Origin of the sequence: Streptomyces sp. BHT-5-2 (assembly GCF_019774615.1) — a bacterium.
GTDB lineage: Bacteria > Actinomycetota > Actinomycetes > Streptomycetales > Streptomycetaceae > Streptomyces.
Window position 1 is genome coordinate 4,374,146 of record NZ_CP081496.1, and the last position, 13,554, is coordinate 4,387,699.

At 72.5% G+C, this 13,554-nt stretch carries 15 protein-coding genes and 1 pseudogene; 9 read left to right on the forward strand and 7 right to left on the reverse strand.

What is annotated here, in order from left to right; genetic code table 11:
* The first annotated feature begins 92 nt into the window (after positions 1 to 92).
* Complete coding sequence (locus K2224_RS19305) at positions 93 to 575, forward strand: hypothetical protein (protein WP_221907755.1); 483 nt, start codon at positions 93 to 95, stop codon at positions 573 to 575.
* Positions 576 to 578: 3 nt separating this feature from the next.
* On the opposite strand, the gene K2224_RS19310 is transcribed toward K2224_RS19305, so the two are convergent.
* Positions 579 to 1,217, reverse strand: coding sequence for a TetR/AcrR family transcriptional regulator (locus tag K2224_RS19310; protein WP_221907756.1), 639 nt, complete (start codon positions 1,215 to 1,217; stop codon positions 579 to 581).
* Positions 1,218 to 1,360: 143 nt separating this feature from the next.
* On the opposite strand from K2224_RS19310, the gene K2224_RS19315 reads away from it, so the two are divergent.
* Both K2224_RS19315 and K2224_RS19320 read left to right on the forward strand, forming a co-directional pair.
* Positions 1,361 to 2,284 (forward strand): alpha/beta fold hydrolase, encoded by a 924-nt coding sequence (locus tag K2224_RS19315; protein ID WP_260692800.1) that lies wholly within the window; start codon positions 1,361 to 1,363, stop codon positions 2,282 to 2,284.
* 352 nt (positions 2,285 to 2,636) lie between these two features.
* Entirely contained in the window at positions 2,637 to 3,161 is a 525-nt protein-coding gene (locus K2224_RS19320) for a MarR family winged helix-turn-helix transcriptional regulator (RefSeq protein ID WP_260692801.1), read from the forward strand.
* 184 nt (positions 3,162 to 3,345) lie between these two features.
* Here K2224_RS19320 and K2224_RS19325 read toward each other — a convergent pair.
* The 4 genes and pseudogenes from K2224_RS19325 to K2224_RS19340 form a co-directional block, all read right to left on the reverse strand.
* Positions 3,346 to 3,788: pseudogene (locus K2224_RS19325) on the reverse strand (hypothetical protein); the annotation flags it as partial.
* A 127-nt stretch (positions 3,789 to 3,915) separates the two neighbouring features.
* Positions 3,916 to 4,671, reverse strand: coding sequence for an SDR family oxidoreductase (locus K2224_RS19330; RefSeq protein WP_221907759.1), 756 nt, complete (start codon positions 4,669 to 4,671; stop codon positions 3,916 to 3,918).
* A gap of 419 nt (positions 4,672 to 5,090) precedes the next feature.
* Positions 5,091 to 5,333, reverse strand: a complete 243-nt coding sequence (locus K2224_RS19335; protein WP_221907760.1) for a hypothetical protein — start codon at positions 5,331 to 5,333, stop codon at positions 5,091 to 5,093.
* A 164-nt stretch (positions 5,334 to 5,497) separates the two neighbouring features.
* Positions 5,498 to 6,076 (reverse strand): RNA polymerase sigma factor, encoded by a 579-nt coding sequence (locus K2224_RS19340; RefSeq protein WP_221907761.1) that lies wholly within the window; start codon positions 6,074 to 6,076, stop codon positions 5,498 to 5,500.
* Positions 6,077 to 6,204: 128 nt separating this feature from the next.
* Between K2224_RS19340 and K2224_RS19345 the strand changes: the two genes are divergently transcribed.
* From K2224_RS19345 to K2224_RS19355, 3 genes are all read left to right on the forward strand, one after another.
* Positions 6,205 to 6,342: a hypothetical protein gene (locus K2224_RS19345; RefSeq protein WP_221907762.1), complete on the forward strand. Its 138-nt coding sequence runs from the start codon at positions 6,205 to 6,207 to the stop codon at positions 6,340 to 6,342.
* 97 nt (positions 6,343 to 6,439) lie between these two features.
* Positions 6,440 to 7,093 carry a TetR/AcrR family transcriptional regulator gene (locus K2224_RS19350; RefSeq protein ID WP_221907763.1) on the forward strand — a complete coding sequence of 218 codons (654 nt, stop codon included), beginning with the start codon at positions 6,440 to 6,442 and terminating at the stop codon, positions 7,091 to 7,093.
* Complete coding sequence (locus K2224_RS19355) at positions 7,090 to 7,800, forward strand: VC0807 family protein (protein ID WP_221907764.1); 711 nt, start codon at positions 7,090 to 7,092, stop codon at positions 7,798 to 7,800. Before K2224_RS19350 ends, K2224_RS19355 begins: the two co-directional genes overlap by 4 nt.
* Before the next feature lie 44 nt (positions 7,801 to 7,844).
* Here the strand turns inward: K2224_RS19355 and K2224_RS19360 are convergent, their stop codons facing one another.
* Entirely contained in the window at positions 7,845 to 8,204 is a 360-nt protein-coding gene (locus tag K2224_RS19360; RefSeq protein ID WP_221907765.1) for a DoxX family protein, read from the reverse strand.
* Positions 8,205 to 8,320: 116 nt separating this feature from the next.
* Between K2224_RS19360 and K2224_RS19365 the strand changes: the two genes are divergently transcribed.
* Complete coding sequence (locus K2224_RS19365) at positions 8,321 to 9,250, forward strand: LysR family transcriptional regulator (protein WP_221907766.1); 930 nt, start codon at positions 8,321 to 8,323, stop codon at positions 9,248 to 9,250.
* A gap of 11 nt (positions 9,251 to 9,261) precedes the next feature.
* Positions 9,262 to 10,017, forward strand: a complete 756-nt coding sequence (locus K2224_RS19370) for a maltokinase N-terminal cap-like domain-containing protein (protein ID WP_221907767.1) — start codon at positions 9,262 to 9,264, stop codon at positions 10,015 to 10,017.
* A 351-nt stretch (positions 10,018 to 10,368) separates the two neighbouring features.
* Here the strand turns inward: K2224_RS19370 and K2224_RS19375 are convergent, their stop codons facing one another.
* A complete protein-coding gene (locus K2224_RS19375; RefSeq protein WP_221907768.1) occupies positions 10,369 to 11,718 on the reverse strand; it encodes a hypothetical protein in 1,350 nt (449 codons plus the stop codon).
* A gap of 429 nt (positions 11,719 to 12,147) precedes the next feature.
* Here K2224_RS19375 and K2224_RS19380 point away from each other — a divergent pair, with 429 nt between their 5' ends.
* Entirely contained in the window at positions 12,148 to 13,512 is a 1,365-nt protein-coding gene (locus tag K2224_RS19380; RefSeq protein WP_221907769.1) for a hypothetical protein, read from the forward strand.
* The last annotated feature ends 42 nt before the right edge of the window (positions 13,513 to 13,554 follow it).

A 13,554-nucleotide genomic window follows, 5' to 3' on the forward strand; every position in this document is an offset into this window, starting at 1 on the left:
GATCCGCCGGGGGTCGCCGGCGCCGCGCGCCGTTCGGCCGGTCCCGCGATCACCGCGCCGCAGCGCGCCGCCCCTCGATCACGGAGGTTCCCATGGCATCAGCGGCAGGTCATCCGACCGGGGCGCCGCATCCCGGTTTCGGCGGGGGAAGGACCGCACCACAGACGGCGGACCGGAGGGGCCACGGCCTGGTGATGTTCGCCGGCGTCATGTTGGCGTTGCTGGCCCTCTTCAACGGCCTCGACGGCATCGCGGCGATCGTCAACTCCCATATCTTCGTGGGCAATGTCTCGCTGGTACTGGGAGACCTGCAGGCGTTCGGCTGGCTGATGGTGGCCCTGGCGATCCTGCAGGCGGCGGCCGCCGTCGGCGTGCTCTCGCGGGGCTCCGAGGCCGCCCGCTGGTTCGGCGTCGCGGTGCTGGGGCTGAACGCCTTCGCCCAGATGTTCTTCGTCCCCTCCTACCCGGTGTGGTCGGTGATGATCATCGCGCTGGACGTGCTGGCCATCTACGGGCTGTGCGTCTACGGCGGACGCGGAGCAGCCCCAACGACCGGGCCGGCACAGGAGGGTTGAGCCTCACTCCGGGAGCCGGCGGGCCAGTGAACCGCCGCCGGCCTCACGGAAGATGCGGTCCAGGTGGCGGTCCAGGACGTCCGCCGCGGCCCGCGCCCCGCTCCGGCCCACCAGGACGCTGGTGCCGAGCCCCGCGGACAGGGCGAGCAGGGTGACGGCCTCGGCGCGCGCGTCCACCCCGGGTCGGGTGAGGCCGGCTTCCCGTGCCTGCTCCAGGAGCGCGGTCAGCCGGTCCTCGGCGGCCTCGGGGTTCTTGATGAAGGGCTGTGCGGCGAGCGCCTCGTCGGTCACGGAGAGCACCGCGTACGAGGTGTAGACCAGGTGGAAGGTGCGGCTCTCCTCGTCGGTCGGCAGCGATTCCAGCAGGAGGGCCTCGATCACCGCCCGCGGCCCGGGGCTCTCCCCGGCGGCGCCGACGCGGGCGGCGACCCGTTCTCCGAACCGCTCGGCCAGGTGCCGCAGTCCGTGCAGCAGCAGCCCCTCCTTGGTCTCGAAGTAGTACTGCACCAGCCGCACCGACACACCGGCCTCCGCCGCCACGTCCCGCATCCCCACGGAGTGCAGGCCGCGGCGTCCCGCGACGCGGAGGAGCGCCTCGGCGATCTCGGTACGTCGTTCCGTGTGGTCCACGCGCTTGGGCATCGGCCGCGTCTTCCCTCGTCAGTCGTCTCGGTACGGGTCCGTCGTCCGTATCGTGCCAGGCAATTTTGTTGGTACAACCGTACCAAGATCGTGGTACGGTTGTATCACGAAGACCGCGAACAACGGATTCCCCGGAGGTGGCCGTGTCCGTGACCACTGCCCGTCCCCCCGCCGACGTCGGCCGCTATGTGAGCGAGGCCCGGCGCGACGAGTACTTCGCCGCATGTGACGCGCTCTACGCCCTGGGCGCGCCCGCCGCCGCGGAACAGGACGTCGAGACGTCCTTCGGCACCACCCACGTCTACCGCTACGAACCTGCCGACCCCGCCGCCCGGAAGCGCACCCCCGTCGTCCTCGTCCACGGCTCGGGCTCCTGCTCGGCCATGTGGTACCCGAACACCCCGGCCCTGAGCGCCGAGCGCCCGGTGTACGCGGTGGACACCCCGGGGGACCCCGGACGCAGCGTGCAGCGCGTCCCCATCCACCAACCCGAGCGCGCCGCGCGGTGGTTGGACGAGACGCTGGCCGCGCTCGGGCTCGACCACGTGCACATGGTCGGCTCCTCCTACGGCGGCTGGCTCACCCTGAACCAGGCGCACCGCAGGCCCGGTCGGCTCGCCTCGGTCACGCTGCTCGACCCCGGCGGACTGGAGAAGGTGGGACTGCGCTTCTTCGTCTGGATCTTCATCAGCCTCTTCGCGACCTCCGCCCCGAAGGCGCTGCGTCCGCGCCTGGCGGCGTGGTTGGAGCAACCGGTGATCATCGTGACGGAGCTGCGCACGATGATCCGGAAGGGCGTCCGGGCCTTCCGCGTCCGTCGCCCGTCGCCGCTTCCCCTCTCCGACGACGAACTGGCCACCATCCGCACCCCGCTCTATCTGGTGCTCGGCAAGCGCAGCCTCCTGGTGCACCCGAAGCGGCAGTTGGAGCGCGTGCCGCGCCTGGTACCGGGAGCGCGTGCCGAGATCGTCTCCGAGACCGGCCACGGGCCGCAGATCGACCATCCGGAGGCGGTCAACCGCCGGATGCTGGGCTTCATGGACTCCGTCGACGGACCGGCCGGGTGATCGGCTGACCGACCGGTGGACCCGCCGGCGCCGGGTGGCCGGGGATCCGGGCCGCCGGTCGGCGACGCGCGGTGCGCGCCGAGCCGTCGCCTCGTGTCCGGGGCGGCGGCTTCCGCCGTACTCCGCCGCGTCCCTGCCGAGTCGATCCGCACCGGCCTTCTGTACAGACCTCAGGCCAAAGGCTAGGCTGCCGCCCTTCCGGCGGCCGGTGTGACGGCGGCCACCGGTGAGGTCCGGGGACGAGATCCACCCCGCGACGACGTCTCGTTCCGAGGAGGGTAACTGCCGGTGTCCGCAAGGTATGAGCAACCTCACGCCCCCTCACGAAGCCGCTGTGCCGAAACCTTCCGATGTGCCTGCCGCGCCCGCTGACCGGGCCCGCCTCGACGCCGAGGCGGAGGAGGTGACGGTCGCCGTCGTGACCGCCTCGCGCCTGCTGATGGCCCTGTCGACGCGGGCCCTGGCCGCCATCGACAGCTCACTGACGCTCCATCAGTTGCGGGCGCTGGTGGTACTGGAGGGCTGCCAGCCGCTCAAGCTCGCGGCACTGGCGGAGATGCTCGGGGTCAACCCCTCCACGGCGATGCGGATGGTCGACAAGCTGGAGGCCGCCGGGCTGGTCGACCGCCGTCCCAACCCGCACAACCGCCGCGAGGTGGCCCTGCGGCTCACGCCGGAGGGCCTGGCCGTGGTGGATCGGGTCCTGGCGCACCGCCGGGCGGAGGTGCGCAAGCTGGTCGCCCGGCTGCCGACCGCGGAACGGGTCGGCCTGGTGACGGCGTTGCGGGCGCTGACGCAGGCCGGTGGGACGCTCGCCGCGGGCGCCTTCGACGAGGTCCGGCGGACCGGCGGGCTCGTCGAGAATCCGCCGGCGTAGGGCGGACGCCGCCCCAGGCTCGGCGGCGGCACAGCCAGGCTGACGCCCCGTGCTCCGCGGTAGTCGTGGAGCAGGGGGGTGCCCGCCTGGGGGCAGCGGGCGGCGAGTTCGAGCATGGCGGGGAGGAAGTCGGGCAGTTCACCGGCGGCGGGCTCCCAGCCGTGGGCGCGGTAGTGCGCCTTGAGCGCGGCATCAGCACCCGGACGCAGTCACCGCCGTCGCGGTGGAAGGAGAGCGCCGGCTCGATGCCGCCCAGTCGAGGTTCCAGCGGCCGGTGCCGCCCTTGGACCAGCGGTCGCCGAGGGTGCCGTTGGGGACGACGGGCCGCCCGGAGGCCGCGTCGAGCAGCACCGGCTTCCAGGCGGCCGCCGCCTCGTCGTCGGTGTCGAGCTCCAGGTCCGCGGCGGTGAGGAACTTCCCTGGCACCAATTCCCTGTCCCACCAGTCACCGGACTCCGGTACGTCCGTCTGGTCGCCGAAGACCTGCGGGGAGGCGATGGGCAGGTCGGCGTACCAGTCATAGAAGGAGACCATCGGCGCGCCGATCAGCGACATGAACCGGGCGCCGACGGCGTGTGAGGCCATCGACATGGCGGGGATCGGCGAGAAGCCGGCGACCCGCCCCGGAACTCTACCTCCAACTCCCCTACTTTTTCGTGGAGTTCGGGGAACACCACCACACGGTCGGTTCCGTTCCCACCGGTACCCCGAAGCGCCGCGGCACCTCGTCCGCGACGGTCGCCCCGCGGTCGCCTCAGCGCGTGGTGTACCCGCCGTTGACGAAGAGGGTCTGCCCGTTGAGCCACCAGCCCTCGGTGAGCAGGAAGATCACATAGGGCGCGATCTCCTCGATCTTGGTCAGTTCGCCGTTCATGGAGGAGGACTTGTGGAACGCGACGGAGTCGTCGGTCTCGGCCGGGTAGAAGAACGAGGTGTCCATCGGGCCCGGGGCGATGTTGTTGACGCTGATGTTGCGGCCGAACAGCTCCTTCGACAGGGCGCGGGTGAAGTGCTCGACCGGTGCCTTGCTGCCGGCGTAGACCGAGTACAGACCGGTGTAGGCGGCGAGCAGCGAGGTGACGATGGTGATGATCGAGCCGTCGCGGTCGATGCGCTTGGCGGCCTCCCGCATCATGAAGTAGGCGGCCTTGGAGTTCACCGCGAACATCCGGTCGTACTCGGCCTCCGAGGTCTCGGTCATCGGCTTCTTGACCACCATGCCCGCGGTGTTCACACAGGCGTCAACCCGCCCGAACGCATCGACCGCGGCGTCGAAGAGCCCCTCGACGCCGGCCACCCGCGTCAGGTCCGCCTGGTGCGTCACCGCGTCGCCGCCCGCCTGCTTGACCGCCGCGGCGGTGTCCTCCGCGTCGGCCCGGGAGGAGTCGCTGTTGTAGTGCACCACGACCTTCGCGCCGTGCCCGCCGAGCTGCCTGCTGACCAGTCCGCCGAGATTCCTGGAGGCCCCGCCGACCACGACGACCTTGTCCTTGAGCGTACGAGCGGGCATGACGCGTCTCCTCACACTGTGGTGTCCGTCCCCGCGCGTGCGCGTCGGCGCACCTCGGCGCCCGTACACCCGGGCCGTCTCCCGGCACGTACGACGCGCGGCCACCCCGACGCTAGGCAGGCCCCCCGGTGATCGCATCCGCAGGCGGCAAGGGCGTCACCCGCCCGGCCGACCTGTGAGGCATTCGGCACGCCGTTCGCGTGAGCGGAGTGAAGGGAGTGGGCGGAGTGGGCGGACGCCCTCGGGCCCTCGGGATGGGAGCCGCTCCCCCGCGGCGAGTTGGGCGGTGCCGTGGCGGGCGCGGGTGGCGCGGCCCTTCCCTCGTAGGGGCCGCGCCATCCGTCGCCTCGTCGGTTCACCCGGGCGCCCGCCGCGTCATGTGGAGTGTGTCGCCGTATCCGACCGGTGCGGTGCGTCGCTCACCACCTCACCACCGACGGCCCCAGCGCCCCGTCGAGTCCGTCCCGGTACCAGGCTTCCGGTGACAGGTCGGGGGCTTCAAGGGGTTCCGGGGCAGCGGCAGGCAGCCTCGCGGCCGCCGCCACCGTGTCGTGCAGGGCCTCCCAGTCACATGCGCTCCGCGTGACCGAGGGCAGGAGCTGGTCCCCCTCCCGGAGGTAGGCCAGCATCCTCTCGTGCGGAGAGGAATTGCTGTTCGTCATGGTTACCCTTCCGTCAAGAACTCCTGGCGTGGGATCGGTCCCACCCCGGGGCCACGGGTCCGGCCGGCAGCCTCTCCGTGGCTCCGGGGCGCAGCCCGGTCCGGCACTGCGGACGTCGGGCACGGCGGCCGCCGCACGCGACCGCCGCGCGCCCTGGGCATGTCCTACGCGGGTGCCGGTTCATCGTCGTCCAGACGGAGCCCGGCCCTGGCCTTCGCCTCGGCCGCGGCGAGTTCACGGCTGACGGTCGCCGACGAGATCTCCAACAACTCGGCGATCTCGACGCCCTTCAGTCCCCAGACATGGGTGAGTTCCCATACCGCGGCCTGTCGCTCGTCGGCGATGGCGGTCTTCACCGACTCCAGGAGCTCCAGGTATTCGAGCGCGACGGTGGATTCGGGACCGAACTGCCGGGCGTGTTCGGGCGGTTCGTCGTAGAGCCGCTCTCCCGAGGACGCCTTGCGCCAGTGGTCCCGGAGCTTGTTCCGGGCCACCACGGTGGCGAAGACGATGACGGGCTTTTCGAACTTGGTGCCGCGACGGAACTCCTGCAGGATCGCGATGCAGGTCTCCTGGGTGATGTCCTGGGCCAGGTGGTAGTCGCGCGCGACCCGGGTGACGGAGGAGATCAGCCGCGGTACGACGGTCCGCAGCGCCTCCTCCATCAGCGCGGCCTCGCGCTCCTGCGACAGCCGGCGGTGTGCCTCCCCGGAGTCGTCGCCGCCCCCTGAGAGCTGCCTCATGTGTCGTCCTCTCCACTGACCGGGTACCGCGACCGCGGCCCCGGGCTCGCTAGGAGGACGTGTCCGCACCCGGATTCCTTTCACGGCCCCGGGTGAAAAATCCGGCGGCCCCGGCGGGACCTGAGGGCATGGACACTCGCACCGCCCTCGTGCTCGTACTCGGCGGCCTCGCCGTCTTTCTCGCCTACTCCGACCCGGTGCTCGGCGCGGCCATCGGCATCGGCGTCGCCGTGGTCACCCTGCTGCTGTCGCTGCTGGACAAATAGCCCGGGGCGCCCGTCGCCACCTGCGGTTCGCGCCGCGCAATCGCCCCAATTGCCGTGCACCGGTTTGGGAGTTACTCCGCCGAGGAACGAATTACTCATGCGAGTAACGGAAGACAAGGGCAAGGGGGGCGTCGCGTCCGCCGGTGGGCCCGGTCGGTCGCCGGCCGCGAGCGCGCGACGGGCGCAGATCGTGGACGCGGCCATCGAGACCCTGGCCGAGCTCGGCCATGGACAGACGACGTTCGCCCGGATCAGGGAGCGTGCGGACATCTCCAGCACCCGTTTGATCTCCTATCACTTCGGCACCAAAGGGGAGTTGATGAGCGCCGTCCTGGAAGAGGTCGGGTTACGCGCCCACCATGCGATCTCGCAGCGCGTCGCGGGCGAGACCACGGCGGCCGGGGCGCTGCGGGCCCGGATCCAGGCGCAGGTGGAGTGGGTGGCCGGCAACCGCTCCGCGGTGCGGGCGATGTACGAGATCTGCCTGAACGAGCGGGCGCCGGACGGCACATTGCGCTACGGCATGGCGCCCTCCGCCCGGGCGAACGTCGAGGCGCTGGAGCCGATCCTGCGGGCCGGTCAGGAGAGCGGGGAATTCCGGCAGTTCGACACGGGGTTGATGGCGCTCACACTGAAGTCCGCGATCGACGCGGCGCTCGTCCGCATGACGCATCCACCGTGCCTGACCCTGACGCAGTGCGTCGGCGAACTCACCACCCTGGCCGAACTCGCCACCAGGCGGGAGTCGTGAGCGCCCCGGAAGGCGTGCCCACCGACGCCGGGCGAAGCGGCAACGGGCGGCTGCTGCGGCAACTGGTCTGGGACGTGGCCGCGCCCGTCGGTCTCTTCTACGGGTTGCGCGCACTGGGCGCGAGCGTGTTCGCCGCGATGTTGGCCGGCGCCCTGCTGCCGCTGGTGGCCACGGGGGCGTACTGGCTGCGGGACCGCCGGCTGGAGGGGATGGCGGCGTTCATGGCCGGGGTGCTGCTGCTGGGGGCGGTGGCGTCGCTGATCAGCGGGGACACCCGGTTCCTGCTGGCCAGGGACGGCTGGGTGACGGCCGTGGCCGGGCTGTGTTTCCTGGGATCGGTCCGGGCCCGGCGCCCCCTGGCGTATCTGGGAGCGCGACCGCTGTTGGAGGGGCGGTTCCGCTCCGACGGGACGCCCTGGGAGATCCTGTGGGAGCGCGAACCGCGCTTCCGCCTCATCTGGCGCGTCTCCTCGGCGATATGGGGCATCGCCCTGCTCGTCGACGCCGTGGCACGGGTCGTGATGGCGTACACCCTGCCGGTCGACGCCGTCCCCGGCCTGGCCGGTCTGCTCTGGCCGGTGACGATGGTGCTGTTGCAGCTGGTCAACGGCGTCTACTACCGGGTGGCGGGCCTGTGGCGACTGACCGCGGGCGCGGCCGGCGCACGGGACGGGCACGGCGAGCGGGACGTCGCCGTACGTGCCTGAGCGGAGGGGGCAACGGCCTGGCCGCCGGCCTGTGACGGCAACTCCTAGTGCAGAACGGCCAGGACGAGTGAGGCGGCGGCCAGTCCCAGGTATCCGGCGGGCCCGGCCATCGTCGCGTAGGCGCGGGCCCGGACATGGGCGGCGACGGCCCCGACGAAGAACAGCACCAGGCCCACGGCGGCGGCGACGCCGAGGGCCTGAGCCCCCATGAGCCCGGCCAAGAGCCCCAGTGCCCCGGCGCCCTTGAGTCCGCCGAGCCATGGCAGCCAGGACCGCGGCACGCCCACCGCCGCGGAGTTGGCGAGGACGAACTCGGCCCTCGCCAGGTCCGCGACCGCGATCCCGCCGTTCGCCACGATCGTGATGACGGTGATGAGCACGTAGGAGATGTGGGCGGTGTCCATGTGCCGTCGCCTCCCCTTCCATCCGTTCGGTCTGCCTGCGATCCGGTTCCCTGTCTGTGACCAGGCTCGTCGTGCCGACGCCCGGCGTCCAATACCTGCGGCTATAACCTGGCGGCATGGATGTCGACACCCGGCTGCTGCGCTACTTCGCCGCCGTGGCGGAGGAGGGGCGCCTGACCCGCGCCGCGCAACGCCTGTTCGTCTCCCAGCCGGCGCTGACCAAGCAGATCAAGCAGCTGGAGGCGCAGCTCGGGGTGGTGTTGTTCGTTCGTTCCCGAACCGGGATGGCGCTGACGGAGGCGGGGCGCGCGCTGGCCGAGCGGGTGCCTGGGCTGCTGGCCGACTGGGACCGGATGCTGCGGGAGACGAAGGCGGCGGCGAGCCGGGCGGAGCGGGTGCTGCGGGTCGGCTTCGTGGCCAGTGGCGCCAACGAGGCGACCCCGGGCATCGTCGCGGAGTTCGCCCGGCGCCGACCGGGCTGGCGGGCCGAGATGCGACAGGCAGCGTGGTCCGACCCGTCCGCCGGACTGGCCGGCGCGGCGGTGGACGTCGCTCTGGTGCGGCTGCCGTTCCCCGGCCAGGACGCGGTGCGCGTCGAGCCGCTGTTCACCGAACCGCGCTGGGTGGCGCTCGCCGACGGGCATCCCCTGGCCGCACACGAAGTGATCCCGTTCCGGGAGCTGTGGGACGAGCCGTTCGTGGCCGCTCCGCCGGAGACGGGCCGGTGGCGGGACTACTGGCTGGCCGTCGACGAGCGCGAGGGGCACCCGGTCCGCATCGGTGCCGTCACCGACCAGCCGGACGACTGGCTCAGTGCGATCGCCAACGGCTACGGCGTCGCCCTGGCCCCCGAATCCGCGTCCCGCTTCTACGCCCGTCCCGGCGTCACCTATCGCCCGGTCAGCGGCGTCAGCCCCAGTCAGGTGGCCGTCGCCTGGGCCCCGGCCGACGACGCCAACCCGGTCGTACAGGACTTCGTGCGGTGCTGCCCGGGAGGGCTGCCGGGGGCGGCCGACGTGGGCAGCGAATGCCGTGGTCAGGGGTGATATGAAGGGGCATGGCCGTCATTCACCACACCACCCTGAAGCCCACCAAACTGGAGCTTCTCACTGCCTGGCTCCCGAGCCGGCCCTGGTACCGGGGCGCCGCCCAGGCACCGCAGTTGGCCAGGGTCGGCGGCTTCCGGCTCGACGATCCGCAGGGCGAGGTGGGGATCGAGTGCCTGGTGGTCACCGACCGGTCCGGCGACCGTCCGGTCACCTACTTCGTCCCGCTCACCTACCGCGGGGCGCCGCTCGACGGCGCCGAACGGGGCCTGGTCGGCACTCTGGAGCACGGCCTGCTGGGTCGTCGCTGGATCTACGACGGGGCCCATGACCCCGTTCTCGTGGGCCAGTTGTTCGCCGTCTTCCAGGGCCGTGCCGTACCGCAGGCACAGGACGTCACCGATGCCCGTGACGACTCCGTCCACGGCCGCCTCGCCGAGACCGCCGCGGCCGCCGCCGTGGGTTCGTCGGCAGTGGCGGCTGCGGCGACCGTGGTCGATGCAGCGCACGGCACCGAGCTCGTGCTGCACACCAGCACGGGAGCGGGCGGGGAGGCGGAGGCGGCCGGCGCGCGTTCGGCCGGCGCGCGGGCCACGCTCGGCCTGCGTATCGAGCGCGTTCTGGCGGCGCTGCCGCGGGAGGGCGGCGTCGGCTCCACGGGCGGTGCCGGCCCGGAGTGTCTGGGGACCCTGACCGGCGCCTGGCAGTCGGCCGACGGCATGGCGCACCGCGGTCTGTTGGCGACGCTGCACGCCGCGGAGCGCTGACGCTCTCGACGGCCCCGCGCCGCCGCCCCGCGCGCGACGGTTCCGGCGGAGGGAACAATTTCCCTCCGCCGGGGCCGAGTTCCAGGCGGTCGGGAGAGTGTGCCCGGCGTGGACCTGTGGGGCGGGCGGAGTGCGTGCTTCCGGGTGAAAGAGTCCGGGCGGGTGGGCGTGCCGGGAGTCGAAACGGCGCCGCCCCTCCCCCTTATAGCTGTGTGACTGATCCTGTGGACATGGCGATGGCGTTGCTGTGCGGATTATCCGCGGTGCCTGTGAAGGGCGAGGCGGAGGAGCGCCGATCGGTGGACGTGCGGCGACGGGTGCCTGGCAGTGAGGAGGGGGCCCGGGCGGGCCTCACCGGGCCGTCGCGCGCAGACGTTCCCGGAAGGCTTTGACGTGGGGGTCGCGCTGATGGGGCGCGAGTCGGTGGGCCAGGCGGGGCAGCGTGCCGTGCACGGAACCGGCGGCGAGCTGCCCGTGGTGGCGCAGGGCGTGGAAGGAGTGCTCCACGGCCGCGTCGACCTCGTCCAGGGCGAGCAGGGTGTGCGCGAACTGGACGTGCAGCAGGGTGCGGGCCTTGTGGTGGTCGGCCGGCCGGCAGGCGAGGGAGTGCTCCAGTTCGGACAGGGCCGCCTTGTGGTCGCCGAGGCTTGAGAGCACCTCGGCGCGCTGGTAGCGCAGGGCGGTCTCCGGGTAGCTGGTGAAGGGTCCTTCGGGGCCGGTGGCATGGGCCAGGTGCTGCTCCGCGAGCAGCAGGTCCGCGCTCGCGGCGCGGCTCCGGCCGGCGCCGGCCCGGACGACGGCGCGCCCGGCGTGGAGATACGCGCGGACGGCCTCGGGCACCGCCGAGCCCGCGGTGTCGATGGCGGCCTCGGCGAAGGCGAGGGCCTGGTGGTGGTCGCCGAGCTGGTGGGCCTGCATGCTCAGACAGCGCAGCACGATCGCGTACGAAGCGCGGTCGCCGGCCGCGTGGGCGAGTTCCAGCGCGATGTCGTAGTAGTGCTGGGCGAGGGCGGGATGGCCGGTCTCGCAGGTGCGCCCGGCCAGCAGCAGGGTCAGATGGGCGGCGCCGGTGAGGAGGGCCCGCCGCAGGCCCGGGCCGGCCGGGGCGGTGAGCAGCGGCGCCACCTCCGTGGCGAGGTATCCGGCCAGCGCCGACCGGCCGTGGGCGCCGCCGTACCGCTCCCCCAGCAGGGAGCTGCGGGCCGCCATCGCCTCCAGTCGGGCGGGCGCGTCGGCCGATGCCTGGGGGGCGCGCGGGTCGGCCGGGGGCAGGGTGGACAGGCGGCTCCCCCAGTCGGTGAAGACCGGTGGCGGGGTGGAGAGCACGGTGCGGGCGAGGTCGGCCCGGCGGGCGGGGTCGGTCTCCGCCCGGCACAGGGCGGTCAGCCGGTGGACGGGATCGCCGCGGCGCAGGGCGGAAGTCAGCGCGCCGCCGGTGGGGTCGGGGTCGGGGAGCCCGGTGTCCTGGGGGGTGAGCCGGCGGCCGAGGCGGTGGCTCAGTGCCTGTCCGATCAGGTGTCCCACCGGAGGGCGGGGGCGGGCACCGTTGAGCCAGCGGGCGACCGAGGTGCGGTCGTAGCGCAGGCGGAGGCCCCGGGCGGCACCGAGTGCGTTGACAGCGCGGGAGAGATCGGTGGCGGTCCAGTCGGCCTCGGCCAACAGTGCCGCGAGCATTCGGTTGGGGCGGCGCGGGGGCGTCATGGTGTGGCTGCCTCGCTCACTCGTCAGGCTTTCCGGCTCGGCGCTGCCCCTATCGCAAGCAGGACTTTCAACACGTTCACGCTTCCCGCCACGACCGGGCGTTCCGCCCCGGCTCGATCCATGGTTCCGTTGATGGACGGCTGTTGGCTACGGCCCAGGGGTCCGCAGGGCGCGAATCCGGCCACCGTAAGGCTGCCCCGGTAGAATTCCGCGGACACCCGCGAGAGCCCGGCCGTGGCTGGGTATGAATTCGATCAGGTGCAAGAGCAGGACCAGGTACGGACATTACTTCTCATGAACTCCTTTCGTCCCTTCCGTTTCTCCGGCTCCCCCCGTCCGTTCGTCCACGGTGGGACCGCGGATTTGACGCGGAATGATACGGCCTCGGTGTCTCGCGCGGATACCGAACTCCCGTTCCGGGAGCCTTAGGTGCCGCCGTCACGTCGCCGTAACGAGAATCTTCGGGCCCTCCTGGCGGAGGCCCGCTGGACGCAGGCGGCGCTGGCGCGCATGGTCAACGCCCTCGCCGCGGAAATAGACCTCGATCTGAATTACGACCGCACGGCCGTGGCGCACTGGCTCAGCGGGACGCGTCCCGCGCCGCCGGTGCCGGAGTTGATCGCGGAGGCCCTGACCCGCCGCCTGGGCCGCGCGGTCTCGCCCGCCGCCGCGGGCCTGGCCGGCGAGCCGTCCGTCTCGACGGGCGGGCGGCTCCCGGCCTCCGACACGCCGGTCGGCACCGCGCTCACCGAGCTGTGCAGCATGGAGAACGACCCGGCGCGCCGGGCCTCCGCCCGGATGATGCCGTACCGGGAGGCGGAGTTGGCGAAGGTGGCGGCCGGCACCACCGAGCGGGTACCGGTGCCCCGGGTGCCGCGCAGGGAGCCCGATGACGGGGGCGACCTCGGTGTCGTCCGGCTCGCGGTGCAGTTCTATTCGGCGTCCTTCGACACGCACGGCGGGCGCCGGGCGCGCTCGGCGCTGGCCGCGTACCTCGCGGACGACATCGCTCCGCTGCTGCGCGAGCAGGAGGGCCAGGAGCCGCGCCGCGCGCTGCTGGTGGAGGCGTCGCGGCTGTCGTTCCTGCTGGCCCGGATGTACCAGGACGCCTCCGTACACGGCCTCGCCCAACGCCACTTCTCCACCGCCCTGCGGCTCGCCGACGAGTCCGGGGACGCCACGGCGCGGGCCGTCGTCCTGCGCGGGCTGAGCGCCCAGGGGCTCGGCCTGGGCCATCGGCGGATCGCCCTGGACGCCGCCGAGGCCGCCGCCGCCACCCGTGCGCCGGACGCGCCGGCCCGGGCGTTCCTGCTGTCCCAACTCGCCGTGGCCCAGGCGGCGTGCGGGCGGAACCGTGCGGCTCGGGAGTCCCTGGGGCGGGCCGAGCGCGCGTTGGCGAAGGGCGGGCGGGGCGGTGGGGCGGAGCCGTTCACCGCGTATTCACTGGGTTCTCTGGAATTCCAGAGTGCCGAGGTCCTCAGATACACCGGCGACCTCCCGGCGGCACGTGTCGCGCTGGCCAACTCCCTTGCGCACCGGTCGGATCGGGACCACCGGGGCATGGCGCTGAGTTACGCGCAGCACGCGGAAATCCTCATGGGCCTCGGCCATGTGGAAGAAGCCTGTGCCTCCTGGAATTCCTTCCTGGATCACTATGTCCATCTGCGGTCCGGGGCGGCGGATCTCGCCGCGGGCCGGCTGCGGCAACTGCTGACGCCGTTCCGGAACCTCCCGGTGGCGACCGCGGTGTTGCACCGGACGTTCGCCGTGGCGTCTCCGTCCCCACACTCCTGAGACACCGCACAGCCTGCGCGTTCACCTCTTTCAACAGTCTCG